The following is a 16,096-nucleotide window of genomic DNA, read 5'->3' as shown; positions in this document are numbered from 1 at the left end:
TCTAAAACTTTCAGACAGGGAAACGCCAGTGAGAATGAAGATTAACAGAACAGGTTTAACCGGGGCCGCCGTGCTGGTCGCCCTGACGCTGTCCGGCTGCGCCAGCCACCAGCAGGATGCCGCCGATCGGCTTAATCAGCAGTCGGTGATGGCTTTGAACTGGTTCCAGCAGTCGGGAGAGTACCAGGCGCTGGCCTGGCAGGCGTTTAACTTTGCCACGCTCGCCTTTGACCATGCCGCTTCACTGACCGGTAAGCCAAAAGCGGTAATCGTCGATCTGGACGAAACGATGATTGATAACAGCGCCTACAGCGCCTGGCAGGTAAAGGCCAACCAGCCGTTTAGCGATAAAACCTGGTCTGCGTGGACTCAGGCGCGTCAGGCGACGGCGATACCGGGCGCGGTAGCGTTTGCCAACTACGTTAACAGCCACGGCGGCACCATGTTTTACGTCTCAAACCGCGACGGTCAGGACGCCGCTGCCACGGCAGATAATCTGAAGCGGCTGGGCTTTACCGGCGTAAATGACAAAACGCTAAGGCTGAAAACCGACAGCTCCAACAAGCAGGCGCGGTTTGACGCCATCCGGGCGGAAGGTTACAACGTGGTGCTTTATATCGGCGATAACCTTAACGACTACGGCGGCGCCACTTACCACCAGGGTAACGCCCAGCGCCGCGCCTTTGTGAATCAAAACCATCGCCTGTTTGGCACCCAGTTTATTATTCTGCCGAACCCACTTTACGGCGACTGGGAAAGCGGGCTGGGGCAGGGTTATAACCAACTGACGCCGCAGCAAAAGCTGCAAACGCGCGACGCAAACCTTAAGGCGTGGAGTGGGAAATAAAAGAGAGGGCCCGGGCCGCGTCCGGGCTTTATCACCCGCCGGTATACTTAGCCTCATCCCCCGGTAAACTCAGCCTAAACCGGCTATATACTCAGCGCCAGCGCGGTAGCCTGGGCAATCGCCCGGCGGGCATCCAGCTCCAGCGCCACGTCTGCCCCGCCAATCACGTGCAGCGTCTTCCCCTTCGCCCGCAGTTCGCTGGCCAGCGGCCGATAAGGCTCCTGTCCGGCACAGATCACTACGTTATCAACAGCCAGTACCTCGTGCTGTCCGTCACGCAGAATATGCAGACCATCGTCGTCAATTTTCAGGTACTGCACGCCGCCCCACATCGCTACGCCGTGCATATGCAGGGTCGCTTTATGGATCCAGCCGGTGGTTTTGCCCAGGGTTGCTCCCGGCCTGCCGGTTTTACGCTGCAACAGCCAGATCTGACGGCTGGAGGGGGAAGGGCGTGGCGCAGTCAGCCCGCCGGGCTGCTGTAGCGTCTGGTCGATCCCCCACTGCTGGCAGAAGGCCGCCACGTTCAGACTGACGGACTGGCCGTGCTGGCTCAGATACTCTGCGGTGTCAAAGCCAATTCCCCCCGCGCCGATAATAGCAACGCGCTGGCCTACCGGCGTTTTATCGCGCAGAACCTGCAAATAGCTCAGCACCGAAGGATGGTCAATACCGGGGATCTGCGGCGTGCGCGGTGCCACTCCGCTGGCCAGCACCACCTCATCAAAATCCGCCAGCATCCCGCTGGTCGCCGTCTGATTAAGGCACAGCGTGACGCCGGTGAGGGTCAGCTGACGCTGGTAGTAGCGTAGCGTTTCGGCAAATTCCTCTTTGCCGGGGATCTGTCTGGCAATATCGAACTGGCCGCCGATCACCGGCGCACTGTCGAACAGCGTTACCCGATGGCCGCGTACGGCGGCATTGACCGCAAAGGCCAGTCCCGCCGGGCCTGCGCCGACCACCGCCAGCGTTTTCACTCGCGTAGCCGACGTCACCGGCATATCGGTTTCGTGGCAGGCGCGGGGGTTCACCAGGCAGGAGGTGACGTTGCCTGCAAAAATCTGATCCAGACAGGCCTGGTTGCAGCCAATGCAGGTATTGATTTCATCGCTGCGACCCTGCTGCGCCTTACTGACCCACTGCGCGTCGGCCAGCAGTGGGCGCGCCATAGAAACCATATCGGCACAGTCGTCATCCAGCAGGGCCTGTGCCACGGCGGGATGATTAATGCGGTTGGTGGCAATCAGCGGCACGCTAACGTGCTGACGCAGCAGTTTGGTGACCCAGCCGAAAGCGGCGCGCGGAACCGACGTGGCGATGGTAGGAATACGGGCTTCATGCCAGCCGATACCGGTATTGATCATCGTGGCACCCGCTTTTTCAATCGCCTGGGCCAGCTGTACCGTCTGCGGCAGACTGTTACCGCCCTCCACCAGATCCAGCATCGACAGGCGATAAATAATAATAAATTCGCGTCCCGTCGCCTCGCGCACCGCGCGGACAATCTCGACGGCAAAGCGCATCCGGCGACGATTGTCACCGCCCCATTCATCGCTGCGCTGATTCGTCCGCGCCGCCAGGAACTGATTAATCAGGTAGCCCTCGGAGCCCATGATTTCAACGCCGTCGTAGCCCGCCTCCTTCGCCAGCGCGGCGCAGCGGGCAAAGTCACCTATCAACGCCAGAATATCATCATGATTCAGCGCCGCAGGCCGGAAGGGGTTGATAGGGGCCTGAAGGTCAGAAGGGGCCACCAGCGAAGGCTGATAGCTGTAGCGCCCGGCGTGCAGGATCTGTAGCGCAATTTTCCCCCCGGCACGGTGGACGGCCTCCGTGACCGGGCGGTGTTGCGCCAGCTGGTCAGCATGATTCAGGATCGCCGCACCCGGCATCACCACCCCTTCCGGTGAGGGGGCGATGCCGCCGGTGACGATCAGTGCCACGCCAGCGGCCGCGCGATCGGCATAAAATGCCGCCAGACGGCGCGGCCCATCCGCATGCTCTTCCAGTCCGGTATGCATGGACCCCATCAGAATGCGGTTTTTTAACTGGGTAAAGCCCAGATCCAGCGGAGAAAAGAGTGAAACGCTCACAGGCCCCCCTGAGAGTAAGTGGTCGGATGAGTCAACTCTAGCGGTGAAAAGGTTGTACGCAACAACCCGTTAACCGGAGTGTGATGCGCGCCCAACAATTCAACATGGAAGAGGGCAGACGAAGCCGCAGGAGACTACACCTTAACTATCTAATGCTCACTCTTTCAGGGAACTGCGATGCCCATTACCTTTATTGTGCTTGGTGTGATCCTGCTGCTGGTACTGATGATCGTTTTCAAAGTGAATGGCTTTATTGCACTCATTTTTGTTTCTGCCGTGGTCGGGGTGTTGGAGGGCATGACGCCGCTGGCGGTCATCGCCTCGATCCAGAAAGGTGTCGGGGGCACGCTCGGCAGTCTGGCATTAATTCTGGGGTTCGGTGCCATGCTCGGCAGGCTGGTATCGGACACCGGTGCCGCACAGCGCGTGGCCACGACGCTGATTGCTGCCTTCGGCAAAGCGCGCCTGCAGTGGGCGCTGGTGGTCACCGGGCTGATCGTTGGGCTGGCGATGTTTTATGAGGTGGGATTTGTGCTGCTGCTGCCGCTGGTGTTTACCATTGTGGCGGCCGCCCAGCTGCCGCTGCTCTACGTTGGCGTACCGATGGTGGCGGCGCTTTCGGTCACCCACTGCTTTCTGCCGCCGCATCCCGGCCCCACGGCTATCGCCACGATATTTGGTGCCAACATCGGCACCACGCTGCTGTACGGGCTGATCATAACGCTGCCGACGGTGATTATTGCCGGGCCGCTCTTCTCACGCTTTCTTAAAAGCTTTGAGCACAGCCCGCCGGAAGGGCTGTTTAACCCGAAAATCTTTGAAGAGCATGAAATGCCGGGCTTCTGGACCAGCATTTTTGCGGCGGTGATCCCGGTGATCCTGATGGCGCTGGCGGCTGTTTGCGAGCTGACGATGCCGAAAGAGAATGCGCTGCGGCAGTTCTTTGAGTTTGTCGGTAATCCGGCGGTGGCGCTGTTTATCTCGGTGGTGGTCGCCGTGCTGACGCTGGGGCTGCGCAACGGTCGTAAAATGGAGGAGGTGATGGATATCTGCGGCAGTTCGATCGCGGCCATCGCCATGATCGTGTTCATTATCGCCGGGGGCGGGGCCTTTAAGCAGGTGCTGGTGGACAGCGGCGTAGGCGACTACATTGCCAACCTGATGAAGGGGTCGTCGCTGTCGCCGCTGCTGATGTGCTGGACGGTCGCGGCGATGCTACGCGTGGCGCTGGGATCGGCGACGGTCGCGGCGATCACCACCGCCGGTATCGTTACGCCGATCGTGGCGATCACCCACACCGATCCGGCGCTGATGGTGCTGGCGGTGGGGTCCGGCAGCGTGATTGCCTCTCACGTCAACGATCCGGGCTTCTGGCTGTTTAAGGGCTATTTCAATCTTACCCTGGTCGAAACGCTAAAAACCTGGACGGTGATGGAAACATTGATCTCCTTCCTGGGTTTGGCTGGCGTACTGATTATTAATGCGATTGTTCATTAATGCCCTATATCGCACAACGCCCGGCATTCTCCAGCAGATCGTGCACATGGATGATGATTAATTTCGCACTCAACGTTCCTGATGAAGTCTGGCAATCCCGCCTGCACGCCTCTGATGCGGCGGGCTTGCCTGATTATTCAGCAGCGGATGAGCAGTTCAACCTGATAATGCATTATTTCACTGAGCCGGGCACAGACGAGGGCTTTAAGGTCGTTGGCTACGGTTAATCAGAGTACCCTCACTGTAAACCGGCGGCGCGGGCAGTTTTGATCCCTTACGGCAGGCGGCGACCTGCTTTTCGCTGACCTTTGCCGCTGCCGGATTGCCGAAGCGCAGGCTGACGTAGTTACTGATATCCGCTATCTGCCGATCGCTCAGCTCAGAGGCAAAGGCGGGCATCAGGATTTCACCCTGTGACGTATGCCGCCGCACGCCATTTAAGATCACCGATACGACATTCCGGCTGTCGGACGCGCCGGTGGTGGTGTGATGATAAAGCGAAGGGTAGGCTCCAAAGCCGCTGCCCGAACCGCTGCCCTGCGCGCCGTGGCAGCTGGCGCAGTTACCGGCATACAGCACTGCGCCCGGCTGCGCCAGGCGCTGCTGCTCGCTGGCCCCGCGCAGCCCCATCACCTGCCAGTCGGGCTGTCCCCACTCGCTGCGTGGCCGGGTTTGCGTCTTATCCCCCTCCGGTTTTACCGAGCGCAGATAGTCAGCGATATCGCGCAGATCCTGCTCCGGCAGATGCTGCATACTGTGCTCGATCGCCTCGGCCATCGGGCCAGACGCGCTGGCGCGGCCGGCCACATAGCCGGTTTTCAGATACTGAACCAGCTGATCCTCCGTCCAGTCACCGATGCCTGCATTGCGATCCGGCGTAATATTCCAGGCGATCCAGCCGCCGAGATCGCCGCCCGCCAGCGGACGATCGTTATCCATGCCTAAGGTGAGCGTTCGCGGGGTGTGACAGGTGCCGCAGTGTGCCAGCGCCTCCACCAGATAGCGGCCATTATTCCACGCTGCGCTCCGCGTCGGATCCGGCTGCAATTCACCGCGATCGAGGTTAAACCACTTCCAGACGCGCAGCCCCCAGCGCTGATTAAAAGGAAAGGGCAGATGCGTTTGCGGTGAGGGCTGGTGAACGCCGGGCTGCGAGAGGATCCAGGCGCGGATCGCCAGCACATCCTCGCGGCGCATTTTACGGAATGCATCATAGGGCATGGCCGGATACAGCTGTCGGCCGTTTGGCGCCACGCCCTCGCGGACCGCCGCGACAAACTGATCTTCGCTCCAGCCGCCAATGCCGTACTCCGGGTCTGAGGAGATATTGCTGCCGTATATCTGCCCAAACGGCGTACTCACCGCAAAGCCGCCACCCAGCGGCTTGCCGTGGGTCGCGGTATGGCAGGCCAGGCAGTCAGATGCGGTGGCCAGGTACGCCCCGCGCGTAATCTGCGCCTCGTCCGCCTGCGCCTGAAGGCTTAACAGCAGGGAGAAAAGCATAAGGAGAGGTAAAAAGGGCAATCTCATCCGGCACCTCTGAGCGTTTTCAACACGTTGTCCGCCATCATAAGCGCCAGCGCGGTGCCGGTCAGGGTAGAGTTGACCGTGGCGCAGGAGGGCATGATCCCGGTACCGGCAATAAACAGGTTGGGATGATCGTGCGCACGACACGCCGCATTGACCACCGAGTTCTCAGGATCGTTGCCCATGATCATCGTGCCGGTAATATGCTGGTTGTTGTCGTAAACGCCGCGCGGACTGAATGCGGCGTCGCGGCCACCCATCTGCGCCACGATGCGCTTAAAATCAGCGGCGGCCTGATCATAGCCGCGATGCACGTACTGCGGAAAGCGGTAGTAAACCTCCAGCTTTGGAATGCCCCAGGCATCTTTCTTCGTTTGACTGAGCGTGACGCGGTTGTCCGGTTCCGGCAGCATCTCCAGCAGCGACTTCAGCAGGACGAAGCGCTCTGCCTGCCAGCGCAGCTTCTCGTTCAGGGCTTTACCGTAGAAGCCCTGACGCACCAGACGCTCGGTCAGATAGCGCACCGGCGAGGTGTTCGCAAAGTCAATGCGCACTGCCGATCGCGTGCGGCGAAACGCGCCTTCGCGCAGGTTATTGATACTCCCCGGCCGCATCGGGCCGCGGCCAAACCAGACCGGCTCATCAGCATAGAACTCCACCGACGATCCGGGGTGATCCATCAGGTTGCGTCCGACCATGCCGGAGCGATTAGCAATGCCCTGCGGATGGTGCGAGCTGGTGGAGAGCAGCAGAATTTTCGGGCTTTCCAGGCCGTTAGCAGTCAGCACAAAGCACCGGCCGGTGACGCGGTGGCTCTCCCTGTTGCGGTCGAGATAATGCACCGCCTGGATCCGCCCCTGCGGATCGGATTCGATGCGGTACACCACCGCGTTGGCAACGACCCGCACGCCCGCATCAAGGGCTTTGCGCGCCGAGATGCCGCCGTGGTACTGCGCATCAATCGGGCAGATGGGCATACAGTTGTTATTGCCGCAGCAGGCGGGGCGGCCATCATAAGGCTGACTGTTGCGGGCCTGCGGGCCAATACCTACCTCATAACCCAACGGAGCGAGGCGCTGTTTGAGCCGCTCAAAGCCGTAGGGCAGCGGGATGCCGGGCAGCGGGTAGGGGCGCGAGCGCGGCGAGGAGAGATCTGCGTCACCGGAGACGCCCATCTGATATTCGGCCTCGCAGTACCAGGGCTCGAGCTGCTGATAGCTGATGGGCCAGTCGCGTCCCACGCCGTACAGCGAGTGCAGGCGCATGTCGTTCGGCAGCAGGCGAAACGCCTGTCCGGCCCAGTGCCAGGTGGTGCCGCCGATCCCGCGCAGATACTGCGCGCGATAGGGATCCGGACCTTTCTGGATCAGATACTCATTATCCACCGGGATAAACTTCGGCTGCGGCGCCCAGGGCTCGGGCGGATAAGGCTCGGTAAAGTCGCCTTTAAACGGGGAGTTGCGGAAGTACTCCACCGCCTGATCCCTTTTGATCTCAGGGCCGGACTCCAGCATCAGCACCGAAGCACCCGCCTTCACCATTTTCAGCGCCGCCAGCGAACCCGCGATACCGGCACCAATCACGACCACATCTGCGCTTAATGATTCATCCATGCAGACTCTCCTTTGTCATGTGCTGACGGGTAGCCGGGTAACCTTTATCGGCGACGATCGCCTGCGCTGGCGGATTACCATTGGCGGTGAGAGGCAGTCCGGCCACCTGGCCTCCTTCTGCCGGGGGCTGCGTCCAGAAATTGGGCGCGCCGGGGGCATAGCTGGGCGGAAGAAGGGTGTCCCTGACCAGCTGATAGCTGACAATATTTTCAAAGCCGATGCAGCGAGGGTGCTCACTCCCGACCACGCCGAGATACCAGCCGGAGATAATCATATGGGCCAGTGCCTGAAGATCAGGGGGAAGGGATGCGGGTAGCGTCTGCCCGTTCTCCTGCGCCAGCAGCGCGGAGAGGCGGTCAACGTTGTAGTCGAGGTCTTCAACCGTGGCATGTAGCCAGCGGTGAAGCCGCTGCGCCAGCAGCGGGTCGGGGCTGGTGGTCCCGGTTAGCTGCCGGGAAAGCAGGAGAAAATTATCCGGTAACAGAAAGGCCTGCGCCTGCGGGGCAGCAGCGTTAACGGCGCCGCCCGGTAACCACCGGGTCAGGACACCGGCAGCCAGCAGTCCCGCTGAGCTGGCCAGAAGTCGACGACGTGTAAGGGGCATGGGATGAGTCCTTAAGTACATGTTGTCCGGGTCAGTGCAGCGAACGGGCTGCGGATTCCGACGCCTGATTATCCAGTTCCTGTTGGGGTGTACTGACGCCAACGGCGCCGACAACATCACCTTTAAGAGAGAGGGGGTAACCGCCGCCAAGCGCCACCGCCTGCGGGATCGCCAGCACGGCGGTTTCCCCTTTTTGCAGACGCTGCATCATTTTCAGCGACGGCGTGTGATAAAGGGCCGAGGTGCGCGCCTTGCCCAGCGAGGCTTCAACGCAGCCGGGCGGTGCGCCATCGAGCCGCTGAAAGGCCAGCAGCAGGCCATCGCCATCAACCACGGCGACACAGCCGGTACTGTGCGCCGCTGCCAGCGTGGATTTCACCTGCGCGATCACCTGCCAGGCCCGGTCTGCATTAAGATCCGGTGCGGAGGCTGCCTGACTACCGCCCGCTGCTGCCATCAGCAGGGTGGCGGCAAGTAAATGCTTTTTCATCTCATCTGTCCTTAAATAATGTATCCAGGGTGTGCTGCCAGTTGAAGGGCGTAAGCTGCTGATAAGTCAGCTGACGCTGGCGCAGGGCATCCACCAGGCCCTGTTGCGTGGTGACAATCCCCTGACTCATGGCGGCATCCACACCGACATCTTCCAGCGTTTTTACCACTTCCCGCATCTCCTCTGCTCTGCGCTGGCCGTGCTCGGCGACGCGGCTAATCAGGTAGTCCGGCAGCGTATCGTTCCAGCCCAGCGAAGGAAAGCTGGCGTGCAGGGATGCCAGCACCGGCTGTTCAACACCATACCGACGGGCGGCGCTCAGACACTCGGTGGTCAGCGCCTCGAGGCCTTTAATCATCACGCTGCGGCACATCTTTATTGCCGAGGCTTCGCCCACCTGCTGACTCTGAAAGCGACTGTTCAGCCCGAGCGCCTCCAGTTTACGGGTTATTGCCTCGGCCTCCAGGCCTCCGATCAGCAGCGGTGTTGCCAGGCGCTTAGGGGGGACGGGCGACATCACGGCCACATCAATATAATCGGCACCGCTGGCCTGTACCCGTGCGGCAGCGGCCTGTTTGGTCGCCGGGGAAACAGAGTTCAGATCGAGAAATACCTGTCCGGGCTTCAGCAGCGCGGCGGCTTCGGTGGCGACCGCCAGCGCCTGGGAGGCGGTAACGGTGGAGAATACCAGCGTGGCATTGTCCAGCGCCTCCGCCAGCGATCCCGCCACCCGCACGCCCGCCCCGGCCGCTTTTTGTCGCAGCCTGGCCTGCTCGTCCGCCAGCGATTCGTCCTGTTCGGGCGCAGCGATAAACTTGCGATCCCAAACGGTGATTACGGCGCGAGCGGCCAGATCCGCTGCGAAGATGCCCCCGGCCTCGCCAAAGCCGATAAAGGTTATATTGATCATCATGGCGCTCCGTGAGTGTTTGTCGCTGGCCAGACCGCGTCCGGGATCAGCACCTCGCCGTCAAAGATCGACCTGGCCGTGCGCAGTAACCCTGCGCCGGTCAGCGTCATCTGCTCGTCGCGCTGCAAAATAACGCTAAATTCCCCGCTGGGATGCTCAACGCTCAGGCGCTGATCGCGTGCATCGCTGATACGCGCCAGACCCTCGGCCACGCTGCCCGGCAGCAGGCAGGCGCTGGCAATACTGACCGCGCCCAGCACCCCGACCGAGGCATGGCAGCGGTGAGGAATAAAGGTCCGGCTGCAAATCGCGCCGCCCTCGCGCGGCTCGGCCAGCAGGCTCATTTTGGGCACGGTTCGCTGGCTCACATCGCCCAGATTCATCAGCGGACCGGCCTGCAGGCGAATCGATTCCAGACGGCGCTTAAGCGTCTGGTCTGCATCCAGCTGCTCGCGTGTTTCATAGCCGCTCAGGCCGAAATCAGCCGCACGCAGGATAACCACCGGCATGCCGTTATCAATGCAGGTGATATCAATACCCTCAACCGTGTCGCGCACGTTGCCGGTGGGGAGCAGTGCGCCACAGCTGGAGCCCGCAATATCACTGAAGTTCAGGACAATTTCTGCCGCCGTTCCCGGCACGCCGTCAATTTTCAGGGTGCCGTCGTAGCAGACTTCACCGTCCGGCGTGGCGACCTGCGCTGTTGCTATCTGGCCGGTATTTTCCATAAAAATCCGCACGTCGGTGCTCTCGCCAGCCGCTTTCACCAGCCCCCGCTCCAGTGCAAAGGGGCCGATAGCCGCCAGCACATTGCCGCAGTTCTGCCCGTAATCGACGCTGGCGCGATCGACGTTAACCTGGGCAAAAAGATAATCCACGTCGGCATCTTCCCGCTGGGAAGCACGTACGATGGCGACTTTGCTGGTCAGCGGATCGCCGCCGCCCAGCCCGTTGATCTGCCTGATATCCGGCGATCCCATCACCGCCAGCAGTACGCGATCGCGAAGATCCCGCTCCTCTGGCAGATCGTCGGCAAGAAAACAGGCGGCTTTAGAGGTGCCCCCCCGAATTAGCAGGCAGGGCAGGCGGCGCTGGCGCATATCAGTTCTCCAGATCGTCCAGGGTGTCCACATAGCGCAGGCCTTTTTCGGCCAGGCGTGGGCGCATTTGATAGATATCCAGCCCCAGCTCGCCGGAAGCCATGCGCGCGCGCTTGCTCTCTTCCAGCGCTTCCCGCTTAGCGGCGCTTTCTGCGGTGCTGGCGGCCTCTGCCCGGCGCACCACCACCACACCGTCGTCGTCGGCGACGATCACATCACCGGGCCAGACCAGCTGGCCGGCGCAGACCACCGGCACGTTGACCGATCCCAGCGTCTCTTTTACCGTGCCCTGGGCGTAAATGGCGCGGGACCAGACGGCAAAGCCCATCTCACGCAGCGTTTTGCTGTCGCGGATGCCGTGGTCGGCAATCAGGCCCTGTACGCCGCGCGATTGCAGGGAGGTGGCGAGCAGATCGCCAAAGTAACCGTCAACGCAGGGGGAGGTTGGCACGGCCACCAGAATATCTCCTGGCTGGCACTGCTCGACCGCCACGTGAAACATCCAGTTGTCGCCGGGTGCCAGCAGGACGGTAACGGCGCTGCCCGCAATGCCCTTATTCTGCTGGATCGGGCGGATTGCCGGGTCCAGCAGTCCTTTGCGGCCCTGCGCTTCATGTACCGTCGCGACGCCATATCCGGCCAGCGCGGCAATATCATGCCCGGCCGCCCGTTCGATATGACGCACCACCACCCCTTTCTTACCGATTGCACTCATGCCAGATCCTCCGTCACGCGTGGGAAAATACTCTGGTAGCCTTCGCCGTAAATAATGTCGCGGGTTGAGGTGATGCCAACGTTGCGTTTCGCCTGTACGCCGCGCTGCTGCGCCACGCGGGTGTAGTATTCCCACAGGTGTTCCTGCCCGGCCATACACTGGATAGCGGCATATTTTTTATCCCAGACGCTGGTGATATCCAGCAACACATCCGGCTTCCAGCTGCACTGCTCTGGCTGATGAGGTTCAAAGCAGTAGACCGGTGGCGCACCGATAATTTTTTCGCCGGGGCGGTATCCCTCTGCCTGGGCGATGATGCGTGCCTCCTGCGCCAGGTTGTTGGCCAGTGGATGGTCATAGTTATAGGGATCGTGCAGGGAATGGGTCAGAACAAAGTGCGGCTGTACCCGACGGTAGACGTCTGCCAGGCGGAACAGGGCCTCTTTATCCGCACGCAGCGGATAATCACCCATATCAAAAAATTCTATGCTCGCACCGAGAATGTCTGCGGCGGCCAGCGCTTCGGCGCGGCGGGCCGTTTTAACTTTCTCTTCGGTCATGTTGCCTTTACGCCACAGCTTCGCGGATTCGCCGCGTTCGCCAAACGACAGGCAGACCACGTGTACCTGATAACCCTGCTGCTGATGCAGGGCGATGGCCCCGCCTGAGCGCCAGACGAAGTCGGCAGAGTGTGCGCTAACGACCAGAGCCGTTTTAGGAGAAGTGAGTTCAGTCATCATCGGGTTCCTTTACGTTTTTTTTAATGCTGTCACTCTGGGCGGGGACGGGATAATTCATTTGATTGCAGCAGGTATGCGTTTTATTTATAGTGACCCCATTCAGCCGGGCAAAAGAGGGCAGGGTATGGCGCCAAATATAACCGGGAATGAGCCAGTAAATCTGATGCAAATCAGAGCGTTTTGTCAGGTGGTTGCCCAGGGGAGCGTTTCGCGCGCGGCCGATGAGTTATTTCGCACCCAGTCGGCGGTCACGCGATCGATTCACGATCTGGAGCAGCGGCTTGCGGTACCGCTGTTCGAGCGCCATTCCGGCGGTATGATGCTGACTGACTTTGGCAAGTGTATCCTGCCGCGCGCGCGCCGGGCGATTGAGGAACTCCATTCTCTGCCGCGCCGACTGGCGAAACTGCTGAGCAGAAGCAGCCGCAATGAGTCTGAACCGCTGTGGTTATTCAACGTCCGCCGGCTGCAAATTTTTATCACCCTGTGTCAGACCAATCATATGCAGTCGGTGGCGCATCAGCTGGGTCTGAGCCAGCCCGCCGTCAGCGCGGCGCTAAAGGTGCTGGAGAACGGCGCGGGTATTCCCCTGCTGGAAAGAACGCCTCATGGTATGGTGCCTTCGCTGGCGGGGCGCGAGATTGAGCCCAATATTCGCCGCGCGCTGAATGAGCTGCGGCATATTCCCGCCGATATTGCCGCGCGCAAGGGCAATCTGGTCGGCACGGTGCGGGTTGGCGCCCTGCCGCTCGGACGCACCCGCCTGCTTCCGCAGGCGATTATCCGGCTGACCTCGCGCTATCCCGGTATTAAGGTCGTCACCAGCGAAAGTGCCTGGGGAATGCTGGCCGCAGAGATGCGCGCCGGTGAAATCGACTTTATTTTCGGTGCGCTGCGCAACAGTGAAGAGCAGCAGGATATGACCAGCGAAACGCTGTTTGATGAGGAGATGGTGCTGGTGGCCAGGCCCGATCATCCGCTGAGCCAGCATCCCTGCGACAGACGTGCGCTGCGTGAGGCGCGCTGGGTGCTGCCGCGTTCGCATACGCCTGCCCGGCGACTGCTGGATACCTGTTTTCACCGTATGGGGATCCCGGCGCCCGACCCGGTGGTGGAAAGCGGCGATCTGGCGCTGGTGCGCGGGCTGCTGCGCGACTCCGATATGCTGGCGGCGGTTTCCGCCCACCAGCTGGAAGTAGAGCTGGCCTCGGGCGAGCTGGCCGTGCTGCCGATAGCGCTACCGGCTACCGGCAGGGCTATCGGCCTCTGCTACCGTACCGGCTGCCTGCATTCGCCTGCCGCCGATGCGTTAATTAGCTGCCTGCGTGACGTCTGCGGGGACTATCCGTTAGACGCATAGCGCCGAATGAGCGGGCGCTATTCTGACCGTGCTGCCCGTTCGAAAGGCCAGGCGCTAATGCTTAGCCGTGCTGCCTGGCCGCTTCGATCAGGGCATAGCGGTAGCCGCGCAGTCCGTAGCCGCAAATCACCCCCTGCGCCACGTCCGAGAGATACGAGTGGTGGCGAAAGGGTTCGCGCTTATGCACGTTAGTGATATGCACCTCATAGAGCGGCAGGGCGACCGCCGTCACCGCATCGCGGATTGCCACCGAGGTGTGCGTCCAGGCCGCAGGATTAATCACCAGCGCCTGAGCATGGTGGCGCGCCTCCTGGATCCAGTCGATCATCTCTCCTTCATGGTTGGTCTGGCGAAACTCGACGGCGATATTCAGTTCTGCCGCCGTGGCGCGGCATAATGCCTCAATCGAAGCCAGCGTATCGGTGCCATAGGTGGCCGGTTCGCGGGTGCCCAGCAGGTTAAGGTTGGGGCCATTGAGGATATAAACGGTCTGCATAAATTTCTCCTTATTCGCCGAAGCCAAACAGGCGTTTTGGCGTATGCCACAGGATCTGACGCCGCGTCGCGTCGTCCGGGATCAGCTGCTCAAGCAGCAGTAACAATGCGCCTATATCCATCCGGCTTTTGGCCCGCAAAAACGGCCAGTCCGATCCCCACATACAGTTTTCGGCCCCGAAACGCTCCAGCAGCGCCAGCTGAAAAGCGTGGCCGTCGGCCCAGGGATAACCCTGCTTTGAGAACTGCGACAGCCCCGAGAGTTTGACGAAGGTACGCCCGTTTTCTGCCAGCGACAGCAGCGCCTGAAAGGCCGGCTGATCGAGGCCTGCACTGACGTCCGGCCTGCCGGCGTGATCAATCAGCAGCCGGGTTCGGGTACGCTTCAGCAGCGGCATCAGCGCCAGCAGCTGATCGTTTTGCACCTGGATCTGCGCATACATCTCTAACGCGGCCAGCCTTTCCATCAGGGCGTCCAGTTTAAGAAAGGGCTCGGTGCCGAGCATCGCGACGTTAAGGGCAATGCCCACCACGCCCCGATCGCGCAGGTCGCTGAGCGATGCGCTGTCCGCGTCGCGCGGGGTAACGGCAATCCCTTTAAACTTGCCCTCGCCGCGCTTAATGGTATCGAGCAGGCAGCGGTTATCGGTGTTGTAGGCCGATGTGGGGCCGACGATCAGCGAATGGCGAATGTTATACGCCGCCATCACCGTCTGATAATTATCGGGCGTTCCCAGCTCATGTCCCTCAGGACGGTAGGTACTGGCCGGATCGTAGGGGAAGCGCACCGGGTCAAAGACGTGATGATGGCAGTCAATAATGGGTTGCGGCGTCATCATGCTTTTTTTCCTGCCACCGAATAGAGCACCTGCTGATTACGGGTTTTCTGGAACTCTTCCAGCGTTTCCCCGCGCATGGCAGAGTAGATATGCAGATTGGAGACGCCGACCACCGCGCCCAGTTTTTCCAGCAGAAAGAAGCTTACGCCGTAGTGGATCATGCCGCGCCAGTCGAGCTGGGTCAGCAGCGTCTGCTCCTCGTCGGTCAGCTTTGCCTCGGCGTAAAGCCCCTGAGGGTCGCGCTTAAAGCGCTCGCGCCAGGCGGGCTGGATCATTTTATGCAGGAAGCGGTTAATCCGCAGCGCCTTCAGGCTGCGCGCCTGGGTGAAGGGATAGGTACCGGGCAGCTTTTCGACGCCTTTGAGCTGTAGCTCAATTTTGTCACGCTGGCGCTGATGAACGTCGGCTGGCGCCTCACGGGCCTGATTTTCCAGGATAAGCGTAGCAATACCGGTCATGGAGGGCAGGTAATAGGCCTGATGTAGCTTCTCAACGTTGGCCGACAGCGCCCCGCGCATAACCAGCCACATAATGATTTCCGCACCCTCCAGGCCGCCCAGGGTGGCATACTCCGCGAGGGTAATTTCGGTCAGGCGTTCAGGATCGTTGACCAGCATATCAACAAACTGTGCATCCCAGTCCGGGTTGTTAAAGCCGCAGCGTTCGCCGTGAACCTGGTGCGACACGCCTCCGGTCGCGACAATGGCGACCTTGAGATCTTCCGGGTAGCTTTCTACCGCGCGACGCAGGGCCTGGCCAAGCTTATAACAGCGTCTGGCGCTGGGAATAGGGAACTGCAGCACGCCCACCTGGAGCGGGACAATCTGCACCGGCCAGTCATTATCAAAGGGAAGCAGGGCCGACAGCGGGGAGAATAAACCGTGATCCAGCGGCTTATCCTGGAAAAAAGACATATCAAACTCATCGGCCATCAGGCTGGCCCCAATATGCTGCGACAGCGCGGCGTGACCCCGCACCGGGGGTAAATCACGCGGGCCACCCCCTTCATCTGCTACGGCGTACTGGTCATCAATCCCCAGAACAAAAGCGGAGTAGTGATCAAAGAAAAATGAGGTGACGTGATCGTTAAAGACGTAGAGCAGCACATCGGGTTTTTTCTCTTCCAGCCAGCGCTGCATGGGCGCGAAGCCATCAAAGATGGGTACCCAGGGCTCTTCTTTCTGTTTGTTATGGTCAACTGCGAAGCCGATTGTTGGCGTATGTGAAACCGCCAGACCGCCGATAATTTTAGCCATAATGATCCTC

Annotated in this window: 16 protein-coding genes; 4 read left to right on the top strand and 12 right to left on the bottom strand. The window is 60.7% G+C overall.

The window, feature by feature from the left end:
- Positions 1-34 precede the first annotated feature (34 nt).
- Complete coding sequence (locus AC4PCC_RS18845; RefSeq protein WP_492125540.1) at positions 35-847, top strand: 5'-nucleotidase, lipoprotein e(P4) family; 813 nt, start codon at positions 35-37, stop codon at positions 845-847.
- Positions 848-930: 83 nt separating this feature from the next.
- Here AC4PCC_RS18845 and AC4PCC_RS18840 read toward each other — a convergent pair whose 3' ends face one another.
- Complete coding sequence (locus AC4PCC_RS18840) at positions 931-2,940, bottom strand: oxidoreductase (protein WP_492125539.1); 2,010 nt, start codon at positions 2,938-2,940, stop codon at positions 931-933.
- 177 nt (positions 2,941-3,117) lie between these two features.
- Between AC4PCC_RS18840 and AC4PCC_RS18835 the strand changes: the two genes are divergently transcribed.
- Together AC4PCC_RS18835 and AC4PCC_RS18830 are read left to right on the top strand one after the other, a co-directional pair.
- A complete protein-coding gene (locus AC4PCC_RS18835) occupies positions 3,118-4,437 on the top strand; it encodes a gluconate:H+ symporter (RefSeq protein WP_492125538.1) in 1,320 nt (439 codons plus the stop codon).
- Positions 4,438-4,487: 50 nt separating this feature from the next.
- A complete protein-coding gene (locus AC4PCC_RS18830; protein WP_492125537.1) occupies positions 4,488-4,664 on the top strand; it encodes a hypothetical protein in 177 nt (58 codons plus the stop codon).
- On the opposite strand, the gene AC4PCC_RS18825 is transcribed toward AC4PCC_RS18830, so the two are convergent.
- From AC4PCC_RS18825 to galB, 8 genes are read right to left on the bottom strand one after another with little or no spacing between them, the layout of a single operon-like run.
- A complete protein-coding gene (locus AC4PCC_RS18825; RefSeq protein WP_492127570.1) occupies positions 4,642-5,940 on the bottom strand; it encodes a c-type cytochrome in 1,299 nt (432 codons plus the stop codon). The genes AC4PCC_RS18830 and AC4PCC_RS18825 overlap by 23 nt on opposite strands.
- A gap of 23 nt (positions 5,941-5,963) precedes the next feature.
- Entirely contained in the window at positions 5,964-7,577 is a 1,614-nt protein-coding gene (locus tag AC4PCC_RS18820; protein ID WP_492125536.1) for a GMC family oxidoreductase, read from the bottom strand.
- Entirely contained in the window at positions 7,570-8,181 is a 612-nt protein-coding gene (locus tag AC4PCC_RS18815) for a sugar dehydrogenase complex small subunit (RefSeq protein WP_492125535.1), read from the bottom strand. Before AC4PCC_RS18815 ends, AC4PCC_RS18820 begins: the two co-directional genes overlap by 8 nt.
- Positions 8,182-8,212: 31 nt before the next feature.
- Positions 8,213-8,671, bottom strand: a complete 459-nt coding sequence (locus AC4PCC_RS18810; protein WP_492125534.1) for a GlcG/HbpS family heme-binding protein — start codon at positions 8,669-8,671, stop codon at positions 8,213-8,215.
- A 1-nt stretch (position 8,672) separates the two neighbouring features.
- Positions 8,673-9,581 carry an NAD(P)-dependent oxidoreductase gene (locus AC4PCC_RS18805; protein WP_492127569.1) on the bottom strand — a complete coding sequence of 303 codons (909 nt, stop codon included), beginning with the start codon at positions 9,579-9,581 and terminating at the stop codon, positions 8,673-8,675.
- Positions 9,581-10,681 (bottom strand): 4-oxalomesaconate tautomerase, encoded by a 1,101-nt coding sequence (locus AC4PCC_RS18800; protein ID WP_492125533.1) that lies wholly within the window; start codon positions 10,679-10,681, stop codon positions 9,581-9,583. The genes AC4PCC_RS18805 and AC4PCC_RS18800 overlap by 1 nt, the downstream gene beginning before the upstream one ends.
- Before the next feature lies 1 nt (position 10,682).
- Positions 10,683-11,396 carry a 4-carboxy-4-hydroxy-2-oxoadipate aldolase/oxaloacetate decarboxylase gene (locus tag AC4PCC_RS18795; protein WP_492125532.1) on the bottom strand — a complete coding sequence of 238 codons (714 nt, stop codon included), beginning with the start codon at positions 11,394-11,396 and terminating at the stop codon, positions 10,683-10,685.
- The gene (gene galB / locus AC4PCC_RS18790) at positions 11,393-12,133 is read right to left on the bottom strand and encodes a 4-oxalmesaconate hydratase (protein WP_345831540.1); all 741 of its coding nucleotides are present in this window, start codon (positions 12,131-12,133) and stop codon (positions 11,393-11,395) included. The genes AC4PCC_RS18795 and galB overlap by 4 nt, the downstream gene beginning before the upstream one ends.
- A 127-nt stretch (positions 12,134-12,260) precedes the next feature.
- Here galB and AC4PCC_RS18785 point away from each other — a divergent pair, with 127 nt between their 5' ends.
- Positions 12,261-13,496: a LysR family transcriptional regulator gene (locus AC4PCC_RS18785; protein ID WP_067703939.1), complete on the top strand. Its 1,236-nt coding sequence runs from the start codon at positions 12,261-12,263 to the stop codon at positions 13,494-13,496.
- A 61-nt stretch (positions 13,497-13,557) separates the two neighbouring features.
- Here the strand turns inward: AC4PCC_RS18785 and aroQ are convergent, their stop codons facing one another.
- From aroQ to AC4PCC_RS18770, 3 genes are read right to left on the bottom strand one after another with little or no spacing between them, the layout of a single operon-like run.
- On the bottom strand, positions 13,558-13,992 hold the full coding sequence (gene aroQ, locus AC4PCC_RS18780) for a type II 3-dehydroquinate dehydratase (protein WP_067703936.1): 435 nt from the start codon (positions 13,990-13,992) through the stop codon (positions 13,558-13,560).
- 10 nt (positions 13,993-14,002) lie between these two features.
- Positions 14,003-14,827 (bottom strand): amidohydrolase family protein, encoded by an 825-nt coding sequence (locus tag AC4PCC_RS18775; protein WP_067704629.1) that lies wholly within the window; start codon positions 14,825-14,827, stop codon positions 14,003-14,005.
- Entirely contained in the window at positions 14,827-16,086 is a 1,260-nt protein-coding gene (locus AC4PCC_RS18770; RefSeq protein WP_492125531.1) for a gallate dioxygenase, read from the bottom strand. The genes AC4PCC_RS18775 and AC4PCC_RS18770 overlap by 1 nt, the downstream gene beginning before the upstream one ends.
- Between the last annotated feature and the right edge of the window lie 10 nt (positions 16,087-16,096).

Source organism: Erwinia sp. L03-1, assembly GCF_058686115.1.
This window is presented reverse-complemented; position numbering and strand designations above follow the sequence as displayed.

Excerpts from the sequence above, each read along its gene's own strand:
- AC4PCC_RS18815 (WP_492125535.1), bottom strand. The coding sequence starts at position 8,181 with ATGCCCCTTACACGTCGTCGACTTCTGGCCAGCTCAGCGGGACTGCTG.
- AC4PCC_RS18810 (WP_492125534.1), bottom strand. The coding sequence starts at position 8,671 with ATGAAAAAGCATTTACTTGCCGCCACCCTGCTGATGGCAGCAGCGGGC.
- aroQ (WP_067703936.1), bottom strand. The coding sequence starts at position 13,992 with ATGCAGACCGTTTATATCCTCAATGGCCCCAACCTTAACCTGCTGGGC.
- AC4PCC_RS18845 (WP_492125540.1), top strand. The coding sequence starts at position 35 with ATGAAGATTAACAGAACAGGTTTAACCGGGGCCGCCGTGCTGGTCGCC.
- AC4PCC_RS18795 (WP_492125532.1), bottom strand. The coding sequence starts at position 11,396 with ATGAGTGCAATCGGTAAGAAAGGGGTGGTGGTGCGTCATATCGAACGG.
- galB (WP_345831540.1), bottom strand. The coding sequence starts at position 12,133 with ATGACTGAACTCACTTCTCCTAAAACGGCTCTGGTCGTTAGCGCACAC.
- AC4PCC_RS18835 (WP_492125538.1), top strand. The coding sequence starts at position 3,118 with ATGCCCATTACCTTTATTGTGCTTGGTGTGATCCTGCTGCTGGTACTG.
- AC4PCC_RS18805 (WP_492127569.1), bottom strand. The coding sequence starts at position 9,581 with ATGATCAATATAACCTTTATCGGCTTTGGCGAGGCCGGGGGCATCTTC.
- AC4PCC_RS18785 (WP_067703939.1), top strand. The coding sequence starts at position 12,261 with ATGGCGCCAAATATAACCGGGAATGAGCCAGTAAATCTGATGCAAATC.
- AC4PCC_RS18800 (WP_492125533.1), bottom strand. The coding sequence starts at position 10,681 with ATGCGCCAGCGCCGCCTGCCCTGCCTGCTAATTCGGGGGGGCACCTCT.
- AC4PCC_RS18775 (WP_067704629.1), bottom strand. The coding sequence starts at position 14,827 with ATGACGCCGCAACCCATTATTGACTGCCATCATCACGTCTTTGACCCG.
- AC4PCC_RS18820 (WP_492125536.1), bottom strand. The coding sequence starts at position 7,577 with ATGGATGAATCATTAAGCGCAGATGTGGTCGTGATTGGTGCCGGTATC.
- AC4PCC_RS18770 (WP_492125531.1), bottom strand. The coding sequence starts at position 16,086 with ATGGCTAAAATTATCGGCGGTCTGGCGGTTTCACATACGCCAACAATC.
- AC4PCC_RS18825 (WP_492127570.1), bottom strand. The coding sequence starts at position 5,940 with ATGCTTTTCTCCCTGCTGTTAAGCCTTCAGGCGCAGGCGGACGAGGCG.
- AC4PCC_RS18830 (WP_492125537.1), top strand. The coding sequence starts at position 4,488 with ATGATGATTAATTTCGCACTCAACGTTCCTGATGAAGTCTGGCAATCC.